Raw genomic sequence first — 26,306 nt, 5'->3', positions numbered from 1 at the left:
GACCGGGTCGTAGTCAGACAAGAGTGAGCTCCGTATTCAGGGCTTGAGCGGAAAAGTCTAGTGGGGCCCGGACGCCCCAGCCCACCGGTCCTGCTCTACGCGAAGTCAGGGGTGCCGGTGGGCATGGTAAATCGGAAATCCGCCCCGCCCTCGGGCGCCTGCTGCACGATGATGGTGCCGCCGTGGGCCTCGACCAGCCCCTTGACGATGAACAGACCGAGACCGGTGCCGCCGCGCCTGCGGCTGTTGCCCCGCCAGAACTGCCTGAAGACGCGCGGGGCCAACTCGGGCTTGACGCCCTCGCCCTGGTCGCGCACCGACACGGCAACTCCCCATCCCACGGATTCGATCTCTGTCGTCACGGTGCCGCGCCCATGGCGCACCGCATTTTCCACCAGATTAGCGAGGATCTGGTCAACCTTGTCCTGGTCGAGCCACATCTCGGGGAGATTGTCGCCCACGATCAGCTGGAAGCGCTCCTCCTGCTCACCGGCCGCGACCCGGCCCGCGATGATGCGCCGCACCCTGGCCGGCACGTCGACGATCTGCCGGTGCACCTCCATGCGGCCGGACTCGATCCGGGAGACGTCGAGCAGCTCGGTGATGAGCCGGGTGACGCGATCGGCGTCGTTGTTGACGGTCTCGAGCATGACGCGCTTCTGCTCGTCGGTGAAGCGGGTCCACTTCGCCAGCAGCGTCGCGGTGAAGCCCTTGACGCTGGTCAGCGGTGAGCGCAGCTCGTGGGCGACCGTGGAGACCAGGTCGGCGCGGCTGCGCTCCAGCCGGGCGCGGGCGCCGCCGTCGCGCAGGGTGATCGCCACCCGCTCGACGTCGCCGGACCGCTCGGGCTCGCGCACCAGCCTGGCCGCGACGTACAGCTCCTGACCGCCCGGCAGGTGGAGCGGACGCTCCGGCACTCTGGCGCGGGTGCGCAGGCCGCCCTCGGGATCGAGGGCCTTCCACCACTCGCGGCCGTCGTTGTCGCGCAGCGGGAACACGTCGTTCATGTCCCTGCCGATCGCGCGCTCCGCGGGCACCTTGGTGAGCCGGGCGGCGGCGCGATTGACGGCGAGCACGCGGCCGAACCGGTCGGTCACGATGAGGCCGTCGGGAAGGTCGTCGATGGCTATCGTGCACGCGGCGGCCACTACTCGCCCGTCGGTGTCCTCGCCGTGCACGACCTCGCCTCCTCCGCCTACAGGGCCGACAATAGCGGGTTTCACGCCGCCTAGGACACTCGCTGAGCCCTTGCGGACGAGTAAAGGCAGACCGCCGCGGCGGTCGCCAGGTTGAGGCTTTCGGCCCGGCCGTAGATGGGCACCCGGACCACCTCGTCGGCCTGTCCGAGCACCTCGTCGGGGAGCCCCCACGCCTCGTTGCCGAAGATCCACCCGGCGGGTCCGGAAAGATCCACGTCATCGAGGGTGTGCTTGCCCGCGCCGTCCGCGGCGAGCATCCGCAGGCCGCGCTCCCTGAGCACGCCGACCGCCCGCGCCACCGGGACGCCGATCACCACGGGCAGATGGAAGAGGCTGCCCGCGCTGGCCCGTACGCACTTGCCGTTGTACGGATCGACGGAGGCGTCGGTGAAGATGACGGCGTCCGCGCCGGCGGCGTCGGCGGCCCGCATCACGGTGCCCGCGTTGCCCGGATCGCGCACGTGCGCCAGCACGGCGACCAGGCGGGGCGCGGCGGGCAGGGCCTCGTCGAGAGACACGTGCACCAGCCGGCAGACGGCCAGCAGCCCCTGCGGGGTGACGGTCTGGGACAGCTGCGCCATGATCTCGCCGCTGGCGCGGTGGACCGGCACGCCCTGGAGCGTGGCCTCGGTGACGAGCTCGGGGTGGCGCAGCTCGGCCTCGGCGGTGACGAACAGCTCCAGCGTCACGCCGTCGAGCTTGAGCGCCTCGCGCACGGCCTGCGGGCCCTCGGCGAGGAACTTGCGGTCCTGCTCGCGGTAGGCGCGCTTGGTGAGCCTGCGCGCCGCCTTCACCCGCGGCGACCGCACGTTGGTCAGCTCGGTTCCGGCCATCTCTCCCCCTGCTCGCGCGTACGGGACGCCGCACGCCTGCCCTGCAACATGCCGAGGGGCCCACCTGAACGGTGGGCCCCTCGACTCACAAGCCCGGCCGGGCTTGTCGAACGGCTCAGCTCGCGGCCGGCGCGTTCACGTCCGCCGGCAGCGCCTTCTTGGCGGCCTCGACGAGCGTGGCGAAGGTCTGGCTGTCGTTGACCGCGAGGTCGGCCAGGATCTTACGGTCCACCTCGATGTTGGCCAGTCGAAGGCCCTGGATCAGGCGGTTGTAGGTCATGCCGTTCTGGCGGGCGGCGGCGTTGATCCGCTGGATCCAGAGACGACGGAAAGCGCCCTTACGGTCCTTGCGGTCCCTGTAGGCGTACGTCATCGAGTGGAGCATCTGCTCCTTGGCCTTGCGGTACAGCCGCGACCGCTGGCCACGGTAACCGCTCGCCCGATCGAGGACGACCTTGCGCTTCTTCTTGGCGTTGAGCGCCCGCTTCACGCGTGCCATGATTCTTCTCCCCGGGGGTTCGCGTTACTTGGCGAGCAGTTTCTTGATCTTCTTGGAGTCTGCGTCCGAAAGGACGACCTCGTTCTTGAGACGGCGCGTCAGCGTGGACGACTTCCACTCGTTGTAGTGCGCGCGGCTGGCGCGGCGGCGCATGACCTTGCCGGAGCCGGTAAGCCGGAACCGCTTCTTCGCACCGCTGTGCGTCTTCATCTTCGGCATGTCGCCGTCTCTCCTCAATTCGGTCGTGCCGGTGGCCGGGTCGGGGGTGGGCCGACCCGGTCGCGGCGTCTTCGTCGGGCGGTGGCTGCTCGGGATGCCCGGTAAGGCTAACCCGAACTGCGGGTCACGCTTCCTGTGGGGAAGGCTCCTCGCTGCCACTCTGTGCCTTGGCGGCGGCCTTCTCGGCCTTGGCCTCAGCCTTCTTCTTGTGCGGACCGATCACCATGATCATGTTTCGGCCGTCCTGCTTCGGCTGGGATTCGACGAACCCGAGCTCCTGGACGTCCTCGGCCAGCCGCTGCAGGAGCCGGAAACCGAGCTCCGGGCGGGACTGCTCGCGACCACGGAACATGATCGTGACTTTGACCTTGTCCCCCGCCTTGAGGAACCGCACCACGTGACCCTTCTTGGTCTCGTAGTCGTGCGGGTCGATCTTCGGCCGGAGCTTGATCTCCTTGATGATCGTGTGCGCTTGATTCTTGCGCGCCTCGCGCGCCTTCATCGCGGACTCGTACTTGAATTTGCCGTAGTCCATGAGCTTGCACACGGGCGGTCGAGCCGTCGCCGCGACCTCGACGAGGTCAAGGTCGGCTTCCTGGGCGAGCTTGAGCGCATCGTGAATCGACACGATGCCCACCTGCTCACCGTTCGGGCCCACAAGGCGAACCTCGGGAACTCGGATACGCTCGTTGATGCGGGGCTCAGTGCTGATGGGGCCTCCTAGGTTTGCGATCCCTACGTGCTCGTCGTGCCGGAGAGCTTTCGCAGAACGCGAAAAGCCCCGCACGTCGCGCATGCGGGGCCACTGAGCTCTTCGGCGTCGCGGCCTTAAGCTCCCCGGAGAGTCCGGCGTGATCCGTTACCCGGCCGCCTTTCGGCGACTCAGGTGGGAGGGAGACCTCCGCTTGCGCGTCCAGCAGTCATGCCGGACCGATCAGAGAGCTACATTACCACAACCACGAGACTTCCTCGAATCATCCCCGCAGGCCAGAATCCCTCGGCTAGAATTCTGTCCAGAATAGTCAGAAGGGGATCTTATGTCCGTAAATCAGGTGGAAGCCACGAAGTGGCAGCTCCAAGAGGCCAAACAGCGCTTCAGCGAGGTCGTCCGCCGGGCCCACGACGAAGGCCCGCAGATCGTCACCCGGCACGGGCAGGACGTCGCGGTGATCATCGACATGGAGGAGTACCGCCAGCTCAAAGGCGGAGAACCGGACTTCAAGGAGTTTCTGCTCAACGGTCCCGACCTCAGCGAGCTCGACCTGACCCGGGACAAGAGCACGATGCGGGAGATCGACCTGGGAGACGACTGGTGAGCTACGTCCTCGACACCAACATCGTCTCGGAGATGACCAAGCGCACGAGAGACCCCGGCGTGCAGGCATGGCTCGACACCATCACTGGGCCCAACCTGTACCTGAGCGTCATGGTCTTCGGTGAGATCCGCAAGGGCGTCGAACTCCTGCGCCGGCGCGATCCGACGCAGGCGTCAGGCTACGAGTCCTGGCTGGACCATCTCCTGCAGGAGTTCAGGACACGGATCCTTCCTGTCACCACCACCGTGGCCGAAGAATGGGGGCGGATGCACGCCAAGCGCCCGCTTCCGGCCGTCGATGGCCTCATCGCGGCCACCGCCCGCACCCAAGGGTGGATCCTCGTGACACGCAACGTGAAGGACTTCGCCGGGCTCGACGTCAAGATGGTCAACCCGTTCGACTGGCCCGTCTGAGGATCTCCGCCTCGCCGGCGGCGCGCATGGCCGCCACCGGCACGTCCGTCCGGCCCGTCATCAGCTCCACCTGCCGCACCGCCTGGTGCAGCAGCATCTCGAACCCGCCGACCACGGTGCCGCCCGCAGTTCGTACGGCCACCGCCGCGCTGGTCGGCCAGGGCGAGTAGACCACGTCGAAGAGCGCGGGCACCCCCGCCAGCCGGTCGGCGAACACGTCCGCCGCGCCACCCGGCAGCGTGGACACCACCAGGTCGACGTTCGTGAGCGCGTCGAGCTTGTCGAACGTCCGCACCGACAGCGCCACGCCGAGCCGCTCGGCCACCTCCGCCGTCTCCCCCGCCCTGGCCGGATCGCGCACGACCAGCGTCACGGCGAACAGCCCGAGGTCGCGCAGCGCAGCCACCGCCGAGCCGGCCGTCGCCCCGCCGCCCAGCACGGTCGCCGACCGTGGCGCCGGCACCCCGGCCTCCGACAGCGCCCGCCTGATGCCGTACACGTCGGTGTTCTCGCCGTGCGCGGCACCCTCCGCGAACACCACCGTGTTGGCGCCGCCCACCTCGACGGCGAGCTCCGAGACGGTGTCGAGCAGGGGCAGCACGGCTCGCTTGAGCGGCATGGTGAGCGACAGGCCCGCCCACGTGCCCGCCGTGTCCGGCCCCTCGCCCCGCACCGGACGCAGCTCGCGCAGCATCCCGGGCAGCCGCTCCTCGTCGCACTCGAACGACTCGTAGCTCCAGCCGGTCACCCCCATCTCCCGGTAGGCCGCCCGGTGCAGGAACGGCGAGAGGGAGTGGGCGATCGGCGATCCCAGCACGGCGGCACGCATCGGCGCTCAGCCTCCGTTGCGGCGGAGCTTGGCCTCCAGGACCTGGAACTCCGCTTCGGTGGTGGCGAACTCGGTGACGTTGCTCTTCGGGTCCGTCGCCACGAAGAAGAGCCAGGTGCCCTTGGCCGGGTTCAGCGCCGCCTCGATCGCGTGATCACCGGGGTTGGTGATCGGGCCGGGCGGCAGGCCGAGGTTCTTGTAGGTGTTGTACGGGGACTTGATCTCCAGCTCGGCGTGCGTGGCCGTGGTCCGGTAGCGCTTCCAGGCGTACATCACGGTGCTGTCCATCGACAGCGTCATCGGCGGCTTGCGGTTCAGCCGGTTGTAGATGACGCGGGCGATCTTGGGCATGTCCTCGTGGCGACCGGCTTCGGCCTGGATGATGCTGGCGATGGTGATGATCTCGTGCGGCGTGTGGCCGAGGCTCTTGGCTCCGCCCTCCAGGTCGACCTTCTCCGCCGCCTGGTGGAACCGCTGGACCATCCGCGACAGTATGTCGCCGGCCGTGGCCTTGGGCGGGAAGTCGTAGGTCGCGGGGAAGGCGTAGCCCTCGAGCTTGCCCCTGGCGTAGGCCGGCAGGTCGAGTTTGTCGGTGTTCTTGGCCGCGGCCTCGAACTTCTTGCGGTCCAGGCCGGTCTGCTCGGCGAGCTTGGTGTAGGTGTCGGACAGCCGCAGGCCCTCCGCGAGCCGCACCTTCGTGAGCACCCGCTGTTTCGGGTCGAGGAGCAGCTTCACCACGTCGGCGGCCGGCATCTGCTTGCGCACCTTGTACGTGCCGGGCTGGAGCGCGGCGCTCTTGCCGGCGTTGCCGATGGCGTTGGTGAAGGCTCTGGCGCTGGCCACGACCCCCTGCCGCTCCAGTTCCTGAGCCACGTCCGAGGCGATCTGGCCTTCCTTGACCTCGAAGACGATCTCTTCCGTGCCCTGGCCGGTGTAGTCGTCGGGCACGAGAGCGTCGTTGGCCCACCGGTAGCCGTAGTAGCCGCCGCCGCCGATGATGCCGGCCAGGATGATGAAGGCCAGCAGCGGGGCGAGCAGGCCGCCGCGGTTACGGCGCCTGCGCCGCCTGCGGCCGCCGCCGCCTCGCTTGCCGGAGCCTCTGGTGCGGCGTCCGCCCCGGCCGTCGTCGTCCTCGGCGCCGAGGAGGAAGTCCATGTCGAGATCGTTCATAGCTGAGCTGGCCAATCTCCCGGTACAGCGAACCCGGCGTCGATTGGATGCACCGGGCGGTGGGGGGGCACCGAGCGGACGAGGGGGCTGCGCCGGACGTGGCGTGACGGCCGGCGGGAGTCACTGTGGGTAGCCATGCTAGAGGACGGAAAGAGGGTGTGTGTCCCGGATCGGAAGTGCCGCACAGGGGCGACGGCGATCTCCCGCGCGGCGGTGAGCGGCCCGATGAGCATCAGTTCGTCCCGAGGTTCTCGTTCAACTCTTTCCGGTATCTCACGAACTCGCTCTCTTTGTTGGTGAATTTGGTGATTCTATGCACCGGATCCGTCGTAACGAACCAGCGCCAATCACCCTTCGCCGGGTACAGCGCCGCCATCAGCGCCCTCTCTCCCGGATTGGCGATAGGGCCCGGCGGCAGTCCCTTGCGGGCGAAGGTGTCGTACGGCGAGTCACTCCGCGTGACGTTGACGGCCCGGCCGTCCTGGGCGTACGCGAGGGTGCTGTCCAGCCGGAGCGGCAGGCCGCGCCTGAGCCGGTTGTAGATCACTCTAGCGATCTTCGGATAGTCCGGCTCCGCGCAGGCCTCAACCTGGACGATGCTCGCCACCGTGACGGCCTCCAACGGCGTGAGATGCACCCGCGCCGCCCGCTGCCGCAGCCGCAGCTGCCTGGCGGTGACGCCGAACCGCTCCACCATCGAAGCCAGCACGTCCACGCCCCTGGCCGCGGGCTCCACCTCGTACGTCGCCGGAAAGAGGAACCCCTCCAGCCCCGCGGCGTACGCCGGCAGCCCCACCAGGGCGGGATCGACCCCGCGCAGCTCGTCCAGCGGCAGCCCGGAATGCGCGGCGACCCGCCGCAGCGTCTCCGCCACCCGCAGACCTTCTGGTACGGTCACCCGCCGGACGACGCGTGAACCAGGAGCCAGCAGCAGGTCGAGCGCCGCCGCCGCGGCCATGCCCCGGCGCAGCCGGTAATGGCCCGGCCTGAGCCGGGAGGCCATCGAGCGCCGCTCGGCCACGTTGACGAAGGATCGCGCGCTGGCCACTACCCCGGCCCCGGCCAGCGTGGAGGCCACGTCGGCGGCGGTCGCGCCGGGCGCGATCCGCACGGTCACCGCCTCGCCGCCGCCACCGTCGAAGTCCTCGGGGTCGACGTACGGCTTGAGCACCGCGTAACCGCCGGCGCCCAGGGCGAGCACCGAGGCTGTCAGCCCCAGCGCGAGCGCCTTCGACCGGCGCCGCGCGGGCAGCGTGGGCAGGGTGGAGCCGACAGGGCCGCCGGTCATGAGCCGGAGCCGTCGGCCGCCTCGGATGGCGGGTCGACAGGCCTGCCCGGCGGCCGGTCCGTGACGCGTTCGGAGTCGAGGGCGTCCTGCAGCAGCACCACCGCGGCCGCCTGGTCGATGACGCCGCGCTGCTTCTTGGCCCGCACGCCGCTGGCCCGCAGGCTCTGCTGGGCGGCCACGGTGGTGAGCCGCTCGTCGAACAGCCGGACCGGCGTCGGCGCGAGCCGGCCGGCGAGGAGGACGGCGAACTCGCGCGCCAGCTCCGCGGCCCGCCCCTCCCTGCCGGACAGCGAGGTGGGCAGCCCCACCACCACCTCGATCGCCTCATGCTCCGCGGCGATCGCGGCGATGCGGTCAAGATCACCCTGACCCCGCCTGACCGTCTCCACCGGCGTGGCCAGCGTCCCCGAAGGGTCGCTGCGTGCCACGCCGATGCGTACGGACCCGACGTCGACGCCGAGGCGCGAACCGAACCTCATATCAGCCGAGCTGCTCCGTGACGGCCTGCTCGACCTGCCGCAACGCGTCGTCGATCGCATCCGGGCGGGTCCCGCCGCCCTGCGCGACGTCGTCCTTGCCGCCACCGCCACCCCCCAGCGCCTTGGCGGCGACGCCGACCAGTCTCCCGGCCTTGAGCCCCCGCTCACGCCCCGCCTCGTTCACCGCGGCAACCACCACGGGCCGGTCGGAGGGGACACCAGCGATCACGATCACCGCCGGTCGGTCGGCCGGGAACCTGCCACGCACGTCAAGCGCGAGCTTACGCAGGTCGTCGGCGGTGGTGCCATCAGGCGCGCGGTGTGTCACCGCGGAGACTCCGGCCAGGTCACGAGCCTGGGCGGCGAGCTCGCCCGCCACCTGGAGCACCTGCGCCGAGCGGATCTTGTCGAGATCCTTCTCGGCGGCGCGGAGCCGGGTGACGATGCCCTCGATGCGCTCGGGCAGCTCCTCGCGGCGCACCTTGAGCTGCTCGGTGAGCTGCGCGACCAGCAGGCTCTCGCGCGCCAGGAAGCGAAAGGCGTCGATGCCGACCAGCGCCTCGACCCGGCGCACGCCCGCGCCGACCGACTGCTCGCCGAGCACCTTGACCAGGCCGAGCTGACCGGAGCTGTGCACGTGGGTGCCGCCGCAGAGCTCGCGGGAGTAGTCGCCGATCTCGACCACGCGGACCTCGTCGCCGTACTTCTCGCCGAACATCGCCAGCGCGCCCATCGCCCTGGCCTCCGCCTGCGAGGTGTAGAAGGCGTTGACCTTGAGGTCGTTGATGAGGACCGCGTTGACCTCGTCCTCGACGTCACGCAGCACGCTCGGCGGGACCGCGCCCGCCGCGGTGAAGTCGAAGCGGAAGCGGCCGGGCGAGTTCTCCGAGCCCGCCTGCGCCGCCGACTCGCCCAGCGCGTTCTTGAAGCCGCGGTGGACCAGGTGGGTGGCGCTGTGGCTGCGCGAGATCGCGCGGCGGCGCTCCAGGTCGATCTCCGCGCGCGCCTCGTCGCCGACCTTGATCTCGCCGCTGCGGACCTTGCCGCGGTGCACGACCAGGCCGGCGAGCGGCGTCTGCACGTCGACGATCTCCACTTCGGCGCCCGCCGTGCGGATCACGCCCTGGTCGGCGAGCTGGCCGCCGCCCTCCGCGTAGAAGGGGGTGCGGCCGAGCACGACCTCGACCGTGCTGCCCGCACCCGCCGCAGGGACCGGCACCCCGTCGACCAGCACGCCGATCACGCTGGTGTCGGACTCGATCTCGTCGTAGCCGAGGAACTCGACCTTGCCCGCCTTCTCCAGCAGCTCACCGAAGACCGAGATGTCGGCGTTGCCGGTCTTCTTGGCCGCGGAGTCGGCCTTCGCCCGCTCGCGCTGCTCCTTCATCAACCGGCGGAAGCCCTCTTCGTCGACCTTGAGCCCCTGCTCGGACGCCATCTCAAGGGTGAGGTCGATCGGGAAGCCGTAGGTGTCGTGCAGCTGGAAGGCCTGCGCGCCCGAGATCGCGTGGTGGGACGAGCGCTTGGTCTCCTCGACCGCCACGTCGAAGATCGCGGTGCCGGTGCGGAGCGTGCCGAGGAAGGACGCTTCCTCGGCGTCGATGACCCCGTGGATCTGCGGCGCGTCGGCCTTGAGCTCGGGATACTGCTCGGCCATCACGCCGATCGCGACGTCGGTCAGCGTGTGCATGTGGCGCTCGTCGCCGGAGCCGAGCAGGCGCAGGTTACGCACCGAGCGGCGCAGGATGCGGCGCAGGACGTAGCCGCGGCCCTCGTTGCCGGGCATGACGCCGTCGGCGACCAGCATGGTGCCGGTGCGGACGTGGTCGGCGATGACGCGCAGGTTGACGTCGGTGCGCGGGTCGTGACCGTAGCGGGTCCCGGTGAGCTCCGCCGCCTTGTCCAGGATCTTGTAGGTGGTGTCGATCTCGTAGATGTTGTCGACGCCCTGCAGGATCGCCGCCATGCGCTCCAGGCCCATGCCGGTGTCGATGTTCTTGCTCGGCAGGTCTCCCGCGATGTCGAAGTCGACCTTGCTGCGCACCTGGCTGAGCTGGTACTGCATGAAGACGAGGTTCCACACCTCGAGGTAGCGGTCCTCGTCGGCGATCGGCCCGCCCTCGCGGCCGTACTCCGGGCCGCGGTCGTAGTAGATCTCCGAGCAGGGGCCGCCGGGGCCGGGCACGCCCATGTGCCAGTAGTTGTCCTCCAGGCCGCGACGCTGGATCCGCTCGGCGGGCAGGCCGACCTTGTTGCGCCAGATGTCGTAGCCCTCGTCGTCCTCGAGGTAGACCGTCGCCCAGAGCCGGTCCTCGGGGAAGCCGAAGCCGCCGTCGGACTCGGACCTGGTGAGCAGCTCCCAGGCGAACGGGATCACCTCGGCCTTGAAGTAGTCGCCGAAGGAGAAGTTGCCGAGCATCTGGAAGAAGGTGGCGTGCCGGGTGGTCTTGCCGACCTCTTCGATGTCGGGGGTCCGCACGCACTTCTGCGCGGTGGCCAGCCGTGACCCCGGAGGCCTGCGCTGCCCCAGGAAGTACGGCTTGAACGGCACCATACCCGCGTTGACCAGGAGAAGCGTTGGGTCCTCAGCGATCAGGCTGGCCGAGGGCACGATCTTGTGCCCACGCTCCTCGAAGAAGCGCAGGAAGCGGCGCGCGATCTCTGCCGACTCCATGGTGGCCATCCTTTGCTTTAGTCGTTGGTTTCAGCGTTGCCGAGGCCGAAGTGGGCCCGCAACTCGGTTTCGCGGCCGGCTGCCTCGCCGAGCGCGTCCGATGTAAAGTCTCTCACCCGCGTGAGCATGTCCGCCGCGCCGCCGACGGTCCGGCGGGCCACATGGGTCGGATGCAGCGCCTGGAGCCTGCGCATCACCCACAGGGTGAGGAGCGCGCCGAGCGACATGTAGAACAGCCGCCTGATCATCGCCGCACCGCCCTGCGGGCCTCGATGGCCCGGCGCACGCCGTGACCGAGGGCGGAGACCTTGATCAGCGGCCCGGTGAAGATGGTCTGCGTCACGGCGCTGAGCTTGGCGGCGTGCCCGCTGACCTGCTTGACGTCCCGCGCGATGGCCTCCACCGCGGCGAGTCGCCTGTTGGTCTCGTTGACCGTCACGCTCATGTCGTCGAGCAGCGGCGTCAGGCGTGCGTTGAGCTCGGAGACGGCCTTGGTGGTCTCGTTGAGCAGCCTGGCGAGCTTGACGAGCACCATGACGAGCACGCAGACCAGGACCACCCAGCCCGCGGCGGCGATCAGACCGGCGACCTCTCCAGCGGTAAGCATCCGCTCATCTCCCTCGTACGCTGGGCCGGAACGGCAAGACCCTATCGCGTCCTGGCGACAAGGTCGGTGAGGCCGACGCAAACTCGGCATCCCGCCACGCTCTTCTCCGGTGCGGCGGGTCACGGCGGCCCACCGCGGGTGTCACCTCGTGGGGGAGGTCAGGCGCCCCGGAGGAAATCGCGGATCTTCGCCCAGCGCTCGGCGACCGGGCCTTCCGCCCCGTGGGTGGTGGGCTCGTAGTAGCGCCGGTCACGGACCTGCTCGGGGGCGTAGTCCTGGCGCACCAGACCGTGGTCGAAGTCGTGCGGGTACTTGTAGCCGTCACCGTGGCCGAGCTTGGCCGCCCCCGGGTAGTGGCCGTCGCGCAGGTGGCCGGGGACCTGGCCGATGAGGCCCCGGCGCACGTCGCCGACGGCCGCCCCGATGGCCTTGACGACGGCGTTGGACTTGGGCGCCAGCGCGCAATGGATGACGGCGTGCGCGAGGTTGATCTGCCCCTCGGGCAGGCCGATGAGCTGCACCGCCTGGGCCGTGGCGACCGCGGTCTGCAGGCAGGTGGGGTCGGCCAGGCCGACGTCCTCGGAGGCGAAGATCACGATGCGGCGGGCGATAAAGCGGGGGTCCTCGCCCGCCTCGATCATGCGGGCGAGGTAGTGCAGGGCCGCGTCGGCGTCGGAGCCGCGCATCGACTTGATGAAGGCGCTGATCACGTCGTAGTGCTGGTCGCCCTGCCGGTCGTAGCGGACGGCCGCCTTGTCGACGGCCTTCTCCACCGCCTCGATCGTGATGTCGTCGGCGAGCAGGGCCGCCGCCTCCAGGTAGGTCAGCGATCGGCGGGCGTCCCCGCCGGCCAGCCGGACGAGGTGGTCGAGGGCCTCGGGGGCGAGGGTGCCGCGCCCGCCGAGCCCGCGCTCGTCCGACACCGCGCGCCGCAGGACGGCGCCGATGTCGTCGTCGGTCAGCGACTCCAGCGTGAGCAGCAGCGAGCGTGACAGCAGGGGCGAGATGACGGAGAAGAACGGGTTCTCGGTCGTGGCGCCGATGAAGGTGACCCAGCGGTTCTCGACGGCGGGCAGCAGGGCGTCCTGCTGGGCCTTGTTGAAGCGATGGACCTCGTCGACGAAGAGCACCGTCTGGCGGCCGCTCATGCCGAGCTCGCGCCGGGCGTTGTCGATGGCGGCCCGGACGTCCTTGACGCCCGCCGAGACGGCGGAGATCTCGACGAAGCGGCGCTTGGTCACGTTGGACACCACGTAGGCGAGTGTCGTCTTGCCGGTGCCCGGAGGCCCCCACAGGAAGAGCGACATCGGCGCCTCGCTCTCGACCAGCCGGCGCAGCGGGGTGCCGGGGCCGAGCAGGTGCCGCTGGCCGATCACCTCGTCGAGCGTGCGGGGGCGCATGCGGACGGCCAGCGGCTGCGGTGTGGCGTCCTCAGCCGCCGCGTCGAACAAACTCTCCACAACGTGAGGCTACCCCCACACGGCCCTTGCTCCGGAGTCGCCGGCGCGGAAGACGTAGTAGGCGGCGGCCAGGGCCAGCACCACGGTCACGCCCGACAGCACCGTCGTGCCGGACTTGCCGAAGCGGTCGCCGCGCGAGGCGTACACCAGAATCAGCGAGGCGGCGCCGAGCCCGAGGACCGACAGCAGCAGCGGGACGGCGAAGGACGCGTGCGTGGCGATGTTCCCGGCCAGCGTTCCCTCGGCGGTGGCGAAGCGCGCCTCCAGCAGCCTGGGACCGCTCGCGAAGGAGGCGAAGACCGCCACGGGCGAGGCCAGCGCGAGCAGGATCACCGCCCATGCCGTGGACGGGCGCCAGCGGGGCACGAGGGCGTACGCTACGGCCACCGCGACGAGTAATGGGGTCAGCACCACCGCGAAGTGGACGACCAGTGCGTGGACCGGCAGACCGAAGATCTCATCGAACATGTCGGGGCTCCTTAGTTTCAATTTGAACTAGTCTCCCCGAACCTTACGGCTCCCGAGCGGTCTCGCCACAATGGTCACTTTCTGTCACTTACGTGCAGCACATTTCAGGGCCGGTAGCATTCCCGTGTTGTTCGGGTCATGTGTAGGCAAAGATGGAGGACATACCGGTGAGCGGCGACGACGACCGCCAGAGCGAATTGGCGCGGGAGCACAAGGAACGGCAGGCGCAGCGCGCCACCGAACAGGCCGCCAAAGCGAGGCGCAACACCTTCATCGGCGCGGGCGTGGCCGTAGCGGTGGTGGCAGGCGGGATCTTCGCCGTCACCACGATGGTCGGCGGCGAGCCGTCCAAGCCCGTGGCCGCCGAGACCTCGGCCTCCGCCACACCTTCGGCCCCGCTGCCGGCCGCGACGACCCCGGCGCCCACGAAGACCGGCCCGGTGACGTGCACGTACAAGCGGGACACCTCGGACGTGCCGATGAAGTACGTCGGCATGCCGCCGAAGAAGCCCAACATGAAGCTCAAGAAGATGACCATCACCACCAACCATGGTGACATCGTCATCGACGTCGACCCGGCCGTCTCCCCGTGTTCGGTGAACTCGATGGCCTTCCTGGCCAAGAAGAAGTTCTACGACAACACGAAGTGCCACCGCCTGGCCAAGCCCGAGACGACGGGGCTGTACCTGCTGCAGTGCGGCGACCCGAAGGCCAAGGCCGACGGCAAGAACCCCACCGACGGCCAGGGCACGGCCGGCTACGTCTTCGGCGACGAGGCCGTCGGCATCGTCCCCTACGCGCGCGGCGTGGTGTTCCTGACGCAGGCCCCGGACGCGGTCGGGCAGAACAGCAGCCAGTTCGCCATCTCCATGTCGGACGAGAACACCCAGATCGATCCGGCGTACTCGGTGCTCGGCATGGTCAGCAAGGGCCTGGAGATCATCGACAAGGTCGCCGAGAACGGCGTGATCGTCAACGAGGACGACATCACCGGCGACGGCGGCTCCTCGCCCCCGAAGACCCCCATCATCATCAAGAAGGTCACGCTCTCCTGACGAGTACGGCAGGCGTCCCGTGGACGCCTGCCGTAGCCCTGACCGCTTCGACCGGGGAAGCCGTTACGCCTCCGTCTTCGGCCGGGCGTCGACGCCCGCCTCCTTGCGCTGGCCCGCCGTGATCGGCGTGGGCGCGCCGGTGAGCGGGTCGAATCCCGAAGCCGTCTTCGGGAACGCGATCACGTCACGGATGGACTCGCCGTCCGACAGCAGCATGCAGATCCGGTCCCAGCCGTAGGCGATGCCTCCGTGCGGGGGCGGGCCGTAGTTGAACGCCTCCAGCAGGAAGCCGAACTTGCTCTCCGCCTCCTCCTTGGAGATGCCGAGCACGTCGAAGACGCGCTGCTGCATCTCGGCGCGGTGGATACGGATCGAGCCGCCGCCGATCTCCATGCCGTTGCAGACCATGTCGTAGGCGTAGGCCAGCGCCTCGCCCGGATGGTCCTGGAAGGTGTCGGCCCACTCGGGCTTGGGACCGGTGAACGGGTGGTGCACGGCGGTCCAGCCGCCCTCCCCGTCCTCCTCGAACATCGGCGCGTCGACCACCCACAGGAACGACCACTGCGAGAAGTCGATGAGGCCGCAGCGGCGGCCGATCTCCAGCCTGGCCGCGCCCAGCAGGTCGCGCGAGGCGCTCCTGGCCCCGGCGGCGAAGAACACCGCGTCGCCCGGCTGGGCGCCGACCTTGGCCGCCAGACCCGAGGTCTCCGTCTCCGACAGGTTCTTGGCCACCGGGCCGCCGAGTGTGCCGTCCTGCTGGACCAGCACGTAAGCCAGGCCCTTGGCGCCGCGGCTGCGCGCCCACTCCTGCCAGCCGTCGAGCTCCTTACGGGTCTGCGACGCCCCGCCGGGCATCACCACGGCCCCCACGTAGTCGGCCTGGAAGACGCGGAAGGAGGTCTCGGCGAAGTAGTCCGTCATCTCCACGAGCTCCTGGCCGAAGCGCAGGTCGGGCTTGTCGGAGCCGTAACGGGCCATCGCGTCGGCGTAGGTCATGCGCGGCAGCGGCAGCGGGATCTCGTAGCCGAGGATCTCCCGCCAGAGCCGCCCGATCAGCTTCTCGCCGACCTCGATGACGTCCTCCTGGTCGACGAAGGACATCTCCACGTCGATCTGGGTGAACTCCGGCTGGCGGTCGGCCCGCAGGTCCTCGTCGCGGTAGCACTTGGCCAGCTGGTAGTAGCGCTCCAGGCCGCCCACCTGCAGCAACTGCTTGAACAGCTGCGGCGACTGCGGCAGGGCGTACCAGCTGCCGGGCTGCAGCCGGACGGGCACCAGGAAGTCGCGGGCGCCCTCGGGCGTCGAGCGGGTCAGCGTCGGCGTCTCGACGTAGACGAAGTCGAGCTCGTGCATCACCTCGTTGGCCAGGTAGGTGGCCTTGGACCGGGTGCGCATCGCCTGGGCCACCTGCTGGCGGCGGATGTCGAGGTAGCGGTACTTCAGCCGCGCCTCCTCCGACACGCCCACATTCCCCTCGATCGGGAACGGCAGCGGCGCCGACTCGCTGAGCACCTCGACCGTGTCGGCCACGACCTCGATCGCGCCGGTGGCCAGCTCGGGGTTCTCGTTGCCCTCGGGTCGCACCCGGACCTGGCCGACGACCTTCACGCAGTACTCGGCGCGCAGGTCGTGGGCGTGGTCCTCCTCGCGGAAGACCACCTGCGCCGAGCCCGAGGCGTCGCGCAGGTCGATGAAGACCACGCCGCCATGGTCACGGCGGCGGGCCACCCATCCTGCGAGCGTCACCTGCTGCCCGGCGTGCTCCTTGCGGAGCGACCCGGCCGTATGCGTGCGGATCACTGCACTTTCCCCTTCAAGACGTCAACGACCTGGGCCAGCGGCACCTCGGTCTGCTCAGCGGTGGTCAGGTCCTTCAGCTGTACGGCTCGCGCCGCCAGGTCACGCTCGCCCAGGATCAGCGCGAACCGCGCCCCGGAGCGGTCAGCGCCCTTCATCGCGCCCTTGAGCCCCTTGCCGCCGAAGGCCATGTCGGCGCTGACACCCGCCTGGCGCAGCTCGTGAACGAGCAGGAACATCCGGCGGCGGGCGTCCTCACCCAGCGCGACACCGTACACCTGGACGCGGCCAGGTGTGGCTTCGGCGATCAGCCCCTCGGCCTCCATGGCCAGGAACGTGCGGTCGACGCCGAGCGCCCAGCCGACGCTGGGCAGCGGCGGCCCGCCCAGCATCTCGCTCAGCCCGTCGTAGCGGCCGCCACCGCCGATGGCCGACTGGGAGCCGAGCCCGCCGTGCAGGAACTCGAACGTGGTGCGGGTGTAGTAATCCAGGCCGCGCACGAGCCGCGGGTCGTCCTCGAAGGTGACGCCGGCGGCGGTCAGCAGGGCGCGGACCTCCTCGTGGTAGCTCTTGCAGGCGGCGCAGAGGTGGTCGACCACCAGGGGCGCGCCGCCGAGCTGGGCCTGCACCTCGGGCCGCTTGTCGTCGAGCACCCGCAACGGGTTGATCTCGATTCGGGCCCTGGTGTCCTCGTCGAGGTCGAGGGCGCGCAGGAACTCCTGGAGCGCCGCCCGGTAGGCGGGGCGGCAGGTCCGGTCGCCGAGCGAGTTGAGCAGCAGCCGTACGTCCTTCAGGCCGAGCGCGGCGAAGCCCTGGGCGGCGAGCACGATGAGCTCCGCGTCGAGCGCCGGGTCCTCGGAGCCGAGCGCCTCGGCTCCGACCTGCCAGAAGTGGCGGTAGCGGCCCTTCTGGGCACGCTCGTAGCGGAACTGGCTGCCTGAGTACCACAGCTTCACCGGGAGCTGCCCGTTGTGCAGGTTGTGCTGGAGCACGGCGCGCACCACGGACGCGGTGCCCTCGGGGCGCAGGGTCAGCGAACGGCCGGCCTTGTCGGGGAAGGTGTACATCTCCTTGGAGACGATGTCGGTCGACTCCCCCACGCCTCTGGCGAACAGCTGCGTGTCCTCGAAGACGGGCGTCTCGATGTAGCCGTAGCCCGCTCGCCGTACCGGGGCGACGAGAGCCTCGCGGACGGCGAGGACCTGCTCGGAGCGGGGTGGCAGCCAGTCGAAGGTGCCCTTGGGTGCTTGGAAGCTCATTAGATCCCTCGTGTGGGACCGGCGTGCGGCGCGGCCTCCTTGAGATAAGGATTGGTGGCGCGCTCGTGGCCGATCGTGGTCTGTGGTCCGTGGCCCGGTAGGACGACCGTATCGTCCGGCAGCGGCAGACACTTGGCCGCCAGGCTGCGCAGGATCGTCGGGAAGTCGCCGCCCGGCAGGTCGGTGCGGCCGATGGAGCCGGCGAACAGCAGGTCACCCGCGAACATGATGTCCTCGGCGGGCAGCCGGAAGCTCACCGACCCCCTGGTATGGCCGGGCGTGTGATCGACCACCAGCTCCATCCCGGCGAGCCGCAGCGTGGCCCCGTCGGAGAGCTCGCGCACGTCGTCGGGCTCACTGAGGGTGAGACCGCCGAACATCGAGGCGCTGCCCGGCGACAGTCCCGCGGAGGGATCGCTCAGCAGGTGGCGGTCGTCGGGGTGGATCCAGGCGGGGATGTCGCGCGCGCCGCAGACGGGCGCCACCGACCAGACGTGGTCGAGGTGGCCGTGCGTCAGCAGGACCGCGACCGGCTTGAGCCGGTGCTCCCGCACCATCTCCTCAATCCCCTCCACGGCGTCCTGACCAGGGTCGACGATCACGCACTCCTCGCCCGCGGCGGGCGCGACGGCGTAACAATTGGTCTGGAAGGCCCCTGCGGGGAAGCCTGCGATGAGCATCTGCCTCAGCTGATCTCGTCAAAAAAGCCAATGGGAATGTAACCGAAGGGTACCGGTGCGGGTCGCCGGGCTGCGAATCATTACCCGTTGGCCGATACGATTCGCCCACCTCAGTTGATTCACTATGGGAGGCAAAGCGGTGGCCACGGGGAAGGACCGGCAGAAGCAGCTGGCACGCGAGCACCATGAGCGGCAGCTCCAGCGCCGTCTCGAGCGCGAGCAGCGTAACAAGCGCACGGCCATCATCGGCTCCACGGTGGGAGTCGTCGTGGTGGTGGGCGGCATCGTCGCCGCGGTCGCGCTGCTGGGCGGCGGCGACGAGCCGACCGACGCGGCCGCCTCGCCGACGGCCTCGGTGCCACAGGACACCGCCTCGGCGGCGCCTGCGGCCCAGCCCAAGCCGTACGATGCCGCGACCGGCACCTGCGGGTACGTCGCCGACACCACGGGCGGCAACGTCAAGGACGTCGGCATGCCGCCGGCGAAGGTCAAGCTCAAGCCCGCCACGAAGACCATGACGCTCGACACCAACCTCGGCGACATCGTGGTGGAGCTCGACAACGCCAAGGCGCCCTGCACGGTCAACTCGCTGCAGCACCTGGCGGCCAAGAAGTTCTACGACGGCAGCAAGTGCCACCGGCTGGGCAACGCCAAGTTCCCGATGCTGCAGTGCGGCGACCCGACGGCCAAGGCCGACGGCAAGGGCGCGCAGGACGGCTCCGGCGGCCCCGGCTACGTGATGGTCGAGGAGAACCTCAAGGGCGCCGCCTACAAGCGCGGGGTGATGGCCATGGCCAAGACCTCAGCGCCGGGCTCGACAGGAAGCCAGTTCTTCCTGGTATATGGCGACATCGGGCTCACCCCCGATTACACGCCGGTGGGTACGATCACCAAGGGACTCGACATCCTGGACAAGGTAAACAAGGCGGGCGTCATCGGCGATTCGGGCGATGGCACCGGAGCACCGAAGGAAACCGTCGAAATCAAAGACGTGACAATCAGCGGCAAGAGCTGACGTAATACAAACTAGGGGCGAGTAGTCCCGAAGGGTCTGATGGAAAGTGCGGGAGGACACGGTGAGCACCGACCCGTGGGGCCGGGTAGACGACGACGGCACCGTCTACGTGCGTACGGCTGAGGGAGAGCGGGCCGTCGGGTCCTGGCAGGCCGGTGAGCCCGAAGAGGCACTGGCCTATTTCCATCGCAAGTACGACGAGTTGGCCGGACAGGTCCAACTGCTGGAGCAGCGGGTCAAGGGCACCGACCTGGCTCCGGCGCAGGCGGAGGCCAGCATCGTCAAGCTGCGCGAAGCCGTGGCCGACGCGCACGCCATCGGCGACCTGGCGGCTCTGACAGCACGTCTCGACGGGCTGACGGAGCTGGTCGCCAAGCGCCGCGAGGAGGTCAAGGCCGCCCGCGAGCAGGCACGCGCCGAGGCCAGGACGATAAAGGAAGGCATCGTCGCCGAGGCCGAGCGCATCGCCGAGGAGACCACCCACTGGAAGTCGGGTGGCGAGCGGCTGCGCCAGCTGGTCGAGGAGTGGAAGGCCGCCGACCGCATCGACCGGGTCACCGAGGCCGCGCTCTGGAAGCGGCTGTCGGCCGCCCGCACCGCCTTCGCCAAGCGGCGCAAGGTCTACTTCGCGGGCCTCGACGAGCAGCGTGAGGGGATTCGGGCCGCCAAGGAGGCGATCGTCGCCGAGGCGGAGGCGATCGCGGACTCCACCGACTGGGCGCAGACGGCGGCCGTCTACCGGGACCTCATGCAGCGCTGGAAGACGGCGGGCAGGGCCTCGCGCGAGGTGGAGGACGAGCTGTGGGCGCGCTTCAAGGGCGCCCAGGACCAGTTCTTCCAGGCACGCTCGGCCGTCTTCGCCGAGCGTGACGCCTCGCTCGCGGCCAACGCCGAGGTGAAGGAGGAGCTGCTGATCGAGGCCGAGAAGCTGCTGCCCGTCACCGACGCGCGCACCGCCAGGGCGACGCTGCGCAACCTCCTGGAGCGCTGGGAGGCCGCCGGGCCGGTGCCGCGCGAGCAGCGTGACCGGCTCGAAGGCGGGCTCCGCAAGGTGGACGAGGCCGTGCGCAAGGCCGAGGACGCCGAGTGGAAGCGCTCCAACCCCGAGGCCAGGGCCCGCGCGCAGAGCACGGTCGACCAGCTCCGCACCTCGATCGAGCAGCTGGAGAAGCGCCGGGCCAAGGCGGAGGCCGCCGGCCGGGCCAAGGACGTCAAGGAGGCCGAGGAGGCCATCACGGCCCGCCTCTCCTGGCTCCAGGAGGCCGAGCGCACCCTGGCGGAGTTCAGCTGACGCCTGACGGGCCGGTGTCCGCCGGGCGCCGCCGTAAGGGCCGGTGTCCGGCCCCGTGATCGGGGACGGACACCGGCCCTGACGATCTGCGGGACGGGCGGCCCGCGGGTTCGGCGTGCGTTTCGGGCCGCAGCGGGTCGGCGTCGGCGTGGGCTTCGGGCTGCGGCGGACGGGCGTCGGCGTGTCTAGGGTGGTCGTATGGATGCCGTGACAGACGCGCGAGCCCTCGTCGACGAGCTGTTCCCGGACGCGCTGTACGCCTTTCTGGGCGGCAGCGTGGTGAACGGGCGCCGCACCGCCACCTCGGACCTGGACGTGGTGGTCGTGCTCGACGGCCTCGTCCGGCCGCAGCGGGAGTCACGCCGGTGGCGGGACTGGCCGGTGGAGCTGTTCACGCACAGCCAGACCAGCCTCACCGCCTACCTGGATCAGGACGCCGAGCGCCGCCGGCCGACACTTCTGCGCATGTGCGCGGACGGGGTCGTGCTCGTCGACCGGGGCGGCGGCCGCGCCACCGCGCTCCAGCAGGAACTACGCGCCCGCCTGACCGCCGGGCCGGCCGCTCAGGAGCCGGCGGAGCTGGACCGGGCCCGCTACGTCCTGACGGACCTCCTGGACGACCTGTCGGGGGCGACGGATCCGGGCGAGCGGGCGTTCATCGGCTGGAACGCCGTCCAGGAGACCGCCAAACTGGCGCTGTCCCTGGCGGGCGGCTGGCACGGCAGCGGCAAGTGGCTGCTGCGCGAGCTGCGTGCCCACGATCCCGTGCTCGCCGAAGAGCTCCTCGCCGCACGTGAGAACCCCGGGGCGTTGGCCGCCGTGGCCTCCCGTGTCCTCGATCGGGCGGGCGGCCGCCTGTGGGAGGGCTACCAGGTCACCGGGGACGCCTTCCACCGGCCGCTGCGCCACATCACCGCAGCCCAGCTGTCGGGCCGGACGGCGCAGACGTCGGGCATGCGCAGGCTGGCCGCGATCGGCCGGAGCACGACGGGCGCGCGGCGACTCTGGATGGGCCAGACCCATGTCGCTCCCGCCTCCCGATCCGCCGACCACCATCACGGCAGATCGGAGACCGCGATCTACGTGGTGGACGGGACCCCGTCGTTCGTCTTCCTGGACCCGGACAGCGGACAGGAGACGCGGATCGACACCGAGCCGGGCGACTACATCTTCGTACCGCCCTATGTCCCCCATCGGGAGGAAAATCCGGACCCGTCTCGAGAAGCGGTCGTCGTCATCGCCCGCAGCACCCAAGAGGCCATCGTCATCAACCTCCCCGACCTCAGACACCACTGACCCCAAACACCGACCAGCCCCCCGTAAGGCCGACGGATTGACGGCAGCACGGGCTGACGGTGGACGAAACTGACGGGCTGACGGGCTGGACCTTGGTGCTGGACGGATGACAAGTCACCCGGTGCGTGGGCAACCATGGGCTCGCGTTACGGCGGCCCGCCGTCATCCGGTCAGCGGCCGTTCCCCTGGAGGCCCTCAGCCCCGTGCGTCGGGCGGCCGAACCAGGCCCGCCGTACAAGAAAGAAGACGCACCCGACCAGCCGGCCGCGACAAGCCCTCAACCCTGTACGGCGAGCGCCCGAACCAAGCCGGCGGCGAACAAGCAGACCCACGACAGGTCCGGCGGCCGTTCGTACGGCGAGCGGCCGAACCGGCCGGAAAAGGCGGCTCGCTCAGCTGCCGGCGCCGCTCACCCGGTAGACGTCGAAGACGCCCTGGATGCCGCGCACGGCCTTGAGGACGTGCCCCAGGTGCTTCGGGTCGCCCATCTCGAAGGTGAACTTGCTGATCGCCACCCGGTCGCGCGAGGTGGTGACCGACGCGCTCAGGATGTTGACGTGCTGGTCGGACAGGGTGCGGGTGACGTCGGACAGCAGGCGGGGCCGGTCGAGCGCCTCCACCTGGATCGCCACCAGGAACACGCTGTCGTCCCCGGGCGACCAGCTCACCTCCACCAGCCGGTCCGGCTGCTCCCTGAGCTGCTCCACGTTGGTGCAGTCGGCGCGGTGCACGGACACGCCGTGGCCGCGGGTGACGAAGCCGACGATCTCGTCGCCCGGCACCGGGGTGCAGCACTTGGACAGGCGTACCCACACGTCGGCGTCGCCCGCCACCACGACTCCCGCGCCGCCGCCCCGGGGGCGGCCACGCAGGCGGGTCGGCAGCGAGGTCTCGGCGATGTCCTCCTCGGCGCTGTCGACCCCGCCGATGGACGCCACGAGCTTCTGGACGACCGTCTGCGCGGCCGTGTGGCCCTCGCCCACGGCGGCGTACAGGGCCGACACGTCGGGGTAGCGCAGGTCGCGCGCCAGCGCCAGCAGCGCCTCACCGGACATCAGCCGCTGCAGCGGCAGGCCCTGCTTGCGCATGGCCCGGCCGATGGCCTCCTTGCCCGCCTCGATCGCGGTCTCGCGGCGCTCCTTGGAGAACCACTGGCGGATCTTGTTACGGGCGCGGCCGGACTTGACGAACTTCAGCCAGTCCCGTGAGGGGCCCGCGTCGGGCGACTTGGAGGTGAAGATCTCCACGGTGTCGCCGTTGCCGAGCCGCGACTCCAGCGGCACCAGCCGGCCGTTGACGCGGGCACCGATGCAGCGGTGGCCGACCTCGGTGTGCACGGCGTAGGCGAAGTCGACCGGCGTGCCGCCCTCGGGCAGGGCGATGACCTGGCCCTTCGGGGTGAAGACGTAGACCTCCGACACCGACAGGTCGAAGCGCAGCGACTCCAGGAACTCGCCGGGGTCGGACGTCTCCTTCTGCCAGTCGAGCAGCTGGCGCAGCCAGGCCATGTCACTGCCCGGCTTGACCTTGCCCGTGGGGCCGGGCCCGCCGACCTCCTCTTTGTACTTCCAGTGGGCGGCCACGCCGTACTCGGCCCGGTGGTGCATGCCGTGGGTGCGGATCTGCAGCTCCACCGGCTTGCCCTCGGGACCGATCACCGTCGTGTGCAGCGACTGGTACATGTTGAACTTGGGCATCGCGATGTAGTCCTTGAACCGGCCGGGGACCGGATTCCAGCGCGCGTGGATCGTGCCGAGCGCCGCGTAGCAGTCGCGCACGCTGTCGACGAGGACCCGGATGCCCACCAGGTCGTAGATGTCGTCGAAGGCCACGTCGCGGGCGATCATCTTCTGGTAGACCGAGTAGTAGTGCTTGGGCCTGCCCTTGACCACGGCGCGGATCTTCGCCTCGCGCAGGTCGCCGGACACCTTCTCGATGACCTCCTGCAGGAACAGGTCCCGGCGCGGGGCCCGCTCCGACACCATCCGGGCGATCTCGTCGTAGCGCTTGGGGTAGAGCATGGCGAAGGCCAGGTCCTCGAGCTCCCACTTGATCGTGTTCATGCCGAGGCGGTGGGCCAGCGGCGCGAAGATCTCCAGGGTCTCGCGGGACTTCTGGTGGCGCTTGTGCTCGGGCAGGTAGCGCATGGTGCGCATGTTGTGCAGCCGGTCGGCCAGCTTGATGATGAGCACCCGGATGTCGCGCGACATGGCGACGACCATCTTGCGCACCGTCTCGGCCTGCGCCGCGTCGCCGAACTTGACCTTGTCCAGCTTGGTGACGCCGTCGACCAGCGACATGATCGTGTCGCCGAAGTCGGCGCGGAGCTCGTCGAGGCTGTAGGCGGTGTCCTCGACCGTGTCGTGCAGCAGGGCGGCGCAGAGCGTCTCGTCGTCGGTGCCGAGCTCGGCCAGGATCGTCGCCACGGCCAGCGGGTGCGTGATGTACGGGTCGCCGCTCTTACGCTTCTGGTCGCGGTGGTGGTAGGCCGCCACGTCGTAGGCGCGCTCGATCAGCCGCAGGTCGGCCTTGGGGTGAGTGGCCCGGACCGTCCTGAAGAGCGGCTCCAGCACCGGATTCATGGCCCCACCCCCAAAGCGCCTGCGACGTGCGGTGGGCGCGCCGGAGACCGTCTCGGCACTGCCTGCGTCCGTTACGTCGGGCACGACCACATCACGGGGCACACAGACTCCTTACGTTCGAGTCCAGATCCCCCAGTGTATCCAGGCGGCGAACCTGGCCCGCCGCGGGCCCGCTCAGACGATCACCAGGGAGTGGATCTCCACTCCTGTCAGCCGCTCGCGCCCCTTGAGGAAGGCGAGTTCCATCAGCACCGCGAAGCACACCACCTCCGCGCCGGCCCTGCGCACCAGCTCCACGGTCGCCGCCGCGGTGCCGCCCGTGGCGAGCACGTCGTCGATGATCAGCACTCGTTCGCCCGGCTCGAAGGCGTCGTGGTGCACCTCGATGGTGGCGGAGCCGTACTCCAGATCGTAGGACTCCGCCAGGGTCGCGGCAGGAAGTTTGCCCTTCTTCCTGACCGGCACGAATCCGGCGCCGCTGCGGTAGGCGACCGGGGCGGCCAGGATGAACCCGCGTGCCTCGATTCCCACGATCTTGTCCACCTCGTGCAGCCCGGCCAGCTCGTCCACCACGGCCGCGAACGCCACGGGGTCGCCGAGCAGGGGGGTGATGTCCTTGAACAGCACTCCCGGCTGGGGGTAGTCCGGCACGTCCCGGATGCGCTCCAGGATCGTCGTGCTCAGCTCGCTCATCACCGTTTCTCCTCGGGCAGGTCCCACGCCTGACGGGCTCCATGATGGCCCATGACGGCCCTTGCTCCGACCACCTGCCCCGATTCCCCGTCCCGGGCCGCCAGGGGCGCACACGCCCGCTGAGGGGCGGCCGGGCATGACGACGCCCCCGCCCTGGACCTGGACGGGGGCGTCGGTGCGGAACAGGTCAGCCCTTGGCCGCCGCGGCGCTCTTGGAGCCCTTGGCTCCCTTGGCGCCGCTGGTGGAGGCGATCCTCCTGGCGATGGCCTGATACTTCGGCTCCCGCTCCTTGAGCGTCACCAGCAACGGGGTGGCGACGCACAGGGAGGAGTAGGTGCCGACGATCATGCCGACGAACAGGGCCAGCGACAGGTCCTTCAGCGTCCCCGCGCCCAGCACCGTGGTGCCGATGAACAGGATCGCCGCGACCGGCAGGATCGCGACCAGCGAGGTGTTCAGCGATCGGATCAGGGTGTGGTTGAGGGCGTCGTTGGCCGCCATCGAGTACGTCTGCTTCGAGGTGGCGCCCAGCTTGGCCGTGACTTCCTTGATCATGTCGAACACCACGACCGCGTCGTAGAGCGAGTAACCGAGGATGGTCAGGAAGCCCAGCAGGGTCGCCGGCGTGACCTCGAAGCCCGACCAGGCGTAGACGCCCGCGGTGATGACGAGGTCGTGCACGAGCGCGACGATCGCCGCCACGGCCATCTTCGGCTCGAACGCCATCGACAGGTACAGGATGATCGCCAGCATGAACACGCCCAGGCCGATCCAGGCCTTCTCCGAGACCTCACCGCCCCAGGACGCGCCGATCGACTGGATGTTGACGTCCTTGACCGGGACGCCGTACTCCTTCGCGATCACATCCTGCATCTTGAGCGTGGTGCTCTCGGAGAGGGTCTCGGTGGTGACCCGGTAGCGCACTCCCGCGGTCTGCACGATCGGCTGGTGCACGCCCTGCTCGCTGAAGGTGCTGCGCACCTCCTCGACGCTGACGCTGGACTGCGGCTGGAAGGAGAAGACCGACCCGCCCTTGAACTCGACGCCCAGGTTGAGGCCGTTGACCAGCAAGCCCGCGAGCGAGATCACCAGCAGCAGGCCGGAGAGGCTGTACCACAGCTTCCACTGGCCGACGAAGTCGACATCGATCTCGCCGCGGTAGAGGCGACGCCCTAGTCCCATC

Annotated in this window: 26 protein-coding genes; 6 read left to right on the top strand and 20 right to left on the bottom strand. The window is 69.8% G+C overall.

The genetic code is table 11. The features are described 5' to 3' along the window. Window positions 1-95: 95 nt before the first annotated feature. The 5 genes from ACTMTF_RS39725 to infC all read right to left on the bottom strand — a co-directional run bounded on the left by ACTMTF_RS39725 (window position 96) and on the right by infC (window position 3,546). Window positions 96-1,178 carry an ATP-binding protein gene (locus ACTMTF_RS39725; RefSeq protein WP_441115277.1) on the bottom strand — a complete coding sequence of 361 codons (1,083 nt, stop codon included), beginning with the start codon at window positions 1,176-1,178 and terminating at the stop codon, window positions 96-98. A 50-nt stretch (window positions 1,179-1,228) separates the two neighbouring features. After that, window positions 1,229-2,032, bottom strand: coding sequence for a TrmH family RNA methyltransferase (locus ACTMTF_RS39720; protein WP_441115276.1), 804 nt, complete (start codon window positions 2,030-2,032; stop codon window positions 1,229-1,231). Window positions 2,033-2,147: 115 nt separating this feature from the next. Further along, window positions 2,148-2,531 (bottom strand): 50S ribosomal protein L20, encoded by a 384-nt coding sequence (rplT, locus tag ACTMTF_RS39715; RefSeq protein ID WP_336212696.1) that lies wholly within the window; start codon window positions 2,529-2,531, stop codon window positions 2,148-2,150. A gap of 24 nt (window positions 2,532-2,555) precedes the next feature. Next, the gene (gene rpmI, locus ACTMTF_RS39710; protein WP_049568545.1) at window positions 2,556-2,750 is read right to left on the bottom strand and encodes a 50S ribosomal protein L35; all 195 of its coding nucleotides are present in this window, start codon (window positions 2,748-2,750) and stop codon (window positions 2,556-2,558) included. 124 nt (window positions 2,751-2,874) lie between these two features. Next, entirely contained in the window at window positions 2,875-3,546 is a 672-nt protein-coding gene (gene infC, locus ACTMTF_RS39705) for a translation initiation factor IF-3 (protein ID WP_441115275.1), read from the bottom strand. Between the two features lie 241 nt (window positions 3,547-3,787). Between infC and ACTMTF_RS39700 the strand changes: the two genes are divergently transcribed. Continuing rightward, window positions 3,788-4,066, top strand: coding sequence for a type II toxin-antitoxin system Phd/YefM family antitoxin (locus ACTMTF_RS39700; RefSeq protein ID WP_441115274.1), 279 nt, complete (start codon window positions 3,788-3,790; stop codon window positions 4,064-4,066). Then, window positions 4,063-4,479, top strand: a complete 417-nt coding sequence (locus ACTMTF_RS39695; protein WP_441115273.1) for a type II toxin-antitoxin system VapC family toxin — start codon at window positions 4,063-4,065, stop codon at window positions 4,477-4,479. Before ACTMTF_RS39700 ends, ACTMTF_RS39695 begins: the two co-directional genes overlap by 4 nt. Here the strand turns inward: ACTMTF_RS39695 and ACTMTF_RS39690 are convergent. From ACTMTF_RS39690 to ACTMTF_RS39650, 9 genes are all read right to left on the bottom strand, one after another. After that, entirely contained in the window at window positions 4,454-5,308 is an 855-nt protein-coding gene (locus ACTMTF_RS39690; protein ID WP_441115272.1) for a shikimate dehydrogenase, read from the bottom strand. The two genes, ACTMTF_RS39695 and ACTMTF_RS39690, sit on opposite strands and share 26 nt — an antisense overlap. Window positions 5,309-5,314: 6 nt before the next feature. After that, on the bottom strand, window positions 5,315-6,463 hold the full coding sequence (mltG, locus tag ACTMTF_RS39685) for an endolytic transglycosylase MltG (RefSeq protein WP_441115271.1): 1,149 nt from the start codon (window positions 6,461-6,463) through the stop codon (window positions 5,315-5,317). A 247-nt stretch (window positions 6,464-6,710) separates the two neighbouring features. After that, entirely contained in the window at window positions 6,711-7,766 is a 1,056-nt protein-coding gene (gene mltG / locus ACTMTF_RS39680) for an endolytic transglycosylase MltG (protein WP_441115270.1), read from the bottom strand. Continuing rightward, window positions 7,763-8,245, bottom strand: coding sequence for a Holliday junction resolvase RuvX (gene ruvX / locus ACTMTF_RS39675; RefSeq protein WP_441115269.1), 483 nt, complete (start codon window positions 8,243-8,245; stop codon window positions 7,763-7,765). Before ruvX ends, mltG (ACTMTF_RS39680) begins: the two co-directional genes overlap by 4 nt. A 1-nt stretch (window position 8,246) precedes the next feature. Continuing rightward, on the bottom strand, window positions 8,247-10,919 hold the full coding sequence (gene alaS, locus ACTMTF_RS39670; RefSeq protein WP_441115268.1) for an alanine--tRNA ligase: 2,673 nt from the start codon (window positions 10,917-10,919) through the stop codon (window positions 8,247-8,249). Window positions 10,920-10,936: 17 nt separating this feature from the next. Continuing rightward, a complete protein-coding gene (locus tag ACTMTF_RS39665) occupies window positions 10,937-11,167 on the bottom strand; it encodes a hypothetical protein (RefSeq protein ID WP_397016804.1) in 231 nt (76 codons plus the stop codon). Continuing rightward, window positions 11,164-11,526 (bottom strand): DUF948 domain-containing protein, encoded by a 363-nt coding sequence (locus ACTMTF_RS39660; protein ID WP_441115267.1) that lies wholly within the window; start codon window positions 11,524-11,526, stop codon window positions 11,164-11,166. Before ACTMTF_RS39660 ends, ACTMTF_RS39665 begins: the two co-directional genes overlap by 4 nt. A gap of 158 nt (window positions 11,527-11,684) precedes the next feature. Continuing rightward, a complete protein-coding gene (locus ACTMTF_RS39655; protein WP_441115266.1) occupies window positions 11,685-12,986 on the bottom strand; it encodes a replication-associated recombination protein A in 1,302 nt (433 codons plus the stop codon). Window positions 12,987-12,995: 9 nt separating this feature from the next. Further along, the gene (locus ACTMTF_RS39650; RefSeq protein ID WP_441115265.1) at window positions 12,996-13,454 is read right to left on the bottom strand and encodes a DUF2231 domain-containing protein; all 459 of its coding nucleotides are present in this window, start codon (window positions 13,452-13,454) and stop codon (window positions 12,996-12,998) included. Window positions 13,455-13,621: 167 nt separating this feature from the next. Between ACTMTF_RS39650 and ACTMTF_RS39645 the strand changes: the two genes are divergently transcribed. Further along, window positions 13,622-14,509, top strand: a complete 888-nt coding sequence (locus tag ACTMTF_RS39645) for a peptidylprolyl isomerase (RefSeq protein ID WP_441115264.1) — start codon at window positions 13,622-13,624, stop codon at window positions 14,507-14,509. Window positions 14,510-14,572: 63 nt separating this feature from the next. On the opposite strand, the gene aspS is transcribed toward ACTMTF_RS39645, so the two are convergent. Genes aspS through ACTMTF_RS39630 form a run of 3 tightly spaced genes read right to left on the bottom strand, consistent with a single transcriptional unit; the run spans window position 14,573 to window position 18,245 of the window. Next, a complete protein-coding gene (aspS, locus tag ACTMTF_RS39640) occupies window positions 14,573-16,309 on the bottom strand; it encodes an aspartate--tRNA ligase (protein WP_441115263.1) in 1,737 nt (578 codons plus the stop codon). Further along, on the bottom strand, window positions 16,306-17,565 hold the full coding sequence (hisS, locus tag ACTMTF_RS39635) for a histidine--tRNA ligase (protein ID WP_441115262.1): 1,260 nt from the start codon (window positions 17,563-17,565) through the stop codon (window positions 16,306-16,308). The genes aspS and hisS overlap by 4 nt, the downstream gene beginning before the upstream one ends. Continuing rightward, window positions 17,565-18,245: an MBL fold metallo-hydrolase gene (locus ACTMTF_RS39630; protein WP_397016790.1), complete on the bottom strand. Its 681-nt coding sequence runs from the start codon at window positions 18,243-18,245 to the stop codon at window positions 17,565-17,567. The genes hisS and ACTMTF_RS39630 overlap by 1 nt, the downstream gene beginning before the upstream one ends. A gap of 139 nt (window positions 18,246-18,384) precedes the next feature. On the opposite strand from ACTMTF_RS39630, the gene ACTMTF_RS39625 reads away from it, so the two are divergent. The 3 genes from ACTMTF_RS39625 to ACTMTF_RS39615 all read left to right on the top strand — a co-directional run bounded on the left by ACTMTF_RS39625 (window position 18,385) and on the right by ACTMTF_RS39615 (window position 21,847). Continuing rightward, entirely contained in the window at window positions 18,385-19,260 is an 876-nt protein-coding gene (locus ACTMTF_RS39625; RefSeq protein ID WP_441115261.1) for a peptidylprolyl isomerase, read from the top strand. A 61-nt stretch (window positions 19,261-19,321) separates the two neighbouring features. Continuing rightward, window positions 19,322-20,551, top strand: coding sequence for a DUF349 domain-containing protein (locus ACTMTF_RS39620; protein WP_397016786.1), 1,230 nt, complete (start codon window positions 19,322-19,324; stop codon window positions 20,549-20,551). A 198-nt stretch (window positions 20,552-20,749) separates the two neighbouring features. Next, the gene (locus ACTMTF_RS39615; RefSeq protein WP_441115260.1) at window positions 20,750-21,847 is read left to right on the top strand and encodes a cupin domain-containing protein; all 1,098 of its coding nucleotides are present in this window, start codon (window positions 20,750-20,752) and stop codon (window positions 21,845-21,847) included. Window positions 21,848-22,239: 392 nt separating this feature from the next. On the opposite strand, the gene ACTMTF_RS39610 is transcribed toward ACTMTF_RS39615, so the two are convergent. The 3 genes from ACTMTF_RS39610 to secF form a co-directional block, all read right to left on the bottom strand. Further along, window positions 22,240-24,429, bottom strand: coding sequence for a RelA/SpoT family protein (locus tag ACTMTF_RS39610; protein WP_397016782.1), 2,190 nt, complete (start codon window positions 24,427-24,429; stop codon window positions 22,240-22,242). A gap of 174 nt (window positions 24,430-24,603) precedes the next feature. After that, complete coding sequence (locus tag ACTMTF_RS39605; protein WP_441115259.1) at window positions 24,604-25,125, bottom strand: adenine phosphoribosyltransferase; 522 nt, start codon at window positions 25,123-25,125, stop codon at window positions 24,604-24,606. Window positions 25,126-25,309: 184 nt separating this feature from the next. Continuing rightward, window positions 25,310-26,305 (bottom strand): protein translocase subunit SecF, encoded by a 996-nt coding sequence (gene secF, locus ACTMTF_RS39600; RefSeq protein WP_441115258.1) that lies wholly within the window; start codon window positions 26,303-26,305, stop codon window positions 25,310-25,312. Window position 26,306: the final 1 nt, after the last annotated feature.

This window comes from Nonomuraea sp. ZG12, from assembly GCF_052068115.1.
Taxonomy (GTDB): Bacteria; Actinomycetota; Actinomycetes; order Streptosporangiales; family Streptosporangiaceae; genus Nonomuraea.
This window is presented reverse-complemented; position numbering and strand designations above follow the sequence as displayed.

Coding starts and splice junctions, on each gene's coding strand:
- ACTMTF_RS39720 (WP_441115276.1), bottom strand. CDS start 2,032: ATGGCCGGAACCGAGCTGACCAACGTGCGGTCGCCGCGGGTGAAGGCG.
- rplT (WP_336212696.1), bottom strand. CDS start 2,531: ATGGCACGCGTGAAGCGGGCGCTCAACGCCAAGAAGAAGCGCAAGGTC.
- rpmI (WP_049568545.1), bottom strand. CDS start 2,750: ATGCCGAAGATGAAGACGCACAGCGGTGCGAAGAAGCGGTTCCGGCTT.
- infC (WP_441115275.1), bottom strand. CDS start 3,546: ATGCGCGACGTGCGGGGCTTTTCGCGTTCTGCGAAAGCTCTCCGGCAC.
- ACTMTF_RS39700 (WP_441115274.1), top strand. CDS start 3,788: ATGTCCGTAAATCAGGTGGAAGCCACGAAGTGGCAGCTCCAAGAGGCC.
- ACTMTF_RS39690 (WP_441115272.1), bottom strand. CDS start 5,308: ATGCGTGCCGCCGTGCTGGGATCGCCGATCGCCCACTCCCTCTCGCCG.
- mltG (WP_441115271.1), bottom strand. CDS start 6,463: ATGGACTTCCTCCTCGGCGCCGAGGACGACGACGGCCGGGGCGGACGC.
- mltG (WP_441115270.1), bottom strand. CDS start 7,766: ATGACCGGCGGCCCTGTCGGCTCCACCCTGCCCACGCTGCCCGCGCGG.
- ruvX (WP_441115269.1), bottom strand. CDS start 8,245: ATGAGGTTCGGTTCGCGCCTCGGCGTCGACGTCGGGTCCGTACGCATC.
- alaS (WP_441115268.1), bottom strand. CDS start 10,919: ATGGAGTCGGCAGAGATCGCGCGCCGCTTCCTGCGCTTCTTCGAGGAG.
- ACTMTF_RS39665 (WP_397016804.1), bottom strand. CDS start 11,167: ATGATCAGGCGGCTGTTCTACATGTCGCTCGGCGCGCTCCTCACCCTG.
- ACTMTF_RS39660 (WP_441115267.1), bottom strand. CDS start 11,526: ATGCTTACCGCTGGAGAGGTCGCCGGTCTGATCGCCGCCGCGGGCTGG.
- ACTMTF_RS39650 (WP_441115265.1), bottom strand. CDS start 13,454: ATGTTCGATGAGATCTTCGGTCTGCCGGTCCACGCACTGGTCGTCCAC.
- hisS (WP_441115262.1), bottom strand. CDS start 17,565: ATGAGCTTCCAAGCACCCAAGGGCACCTTCGACTGGCTGCCACCCCGC.
- ACTMTF_RS39630 (WP_397016790.1), bottom strand. CDS start 18,245: ATGCTCATCGCAGGCTTCCCCGCAGGGGCCTTCCAGACCAATTGTTAC.
- ACTMTF_RS39615 (WP_441115260.1), top strand. CDS start 20,750: ATGGATGCCGTGACAGACGCGCGAGCCCTCGTCGACGAGCTGTTCCCG.
- ACTMTF_RS39610 (WP_397016782.1), bottom strand. CDS start 24,429: ATGAATCCGGTGCTGGAGCCGCTCTTCAGGACGGTCCGGGCCACTCAC.
- secF (WP_441115258.1), bottom strand. CDS start 26,305: ATGGGACTAGGGCGTCGCCTCTACCGCGGCGAGATCGATGTCGACTTC.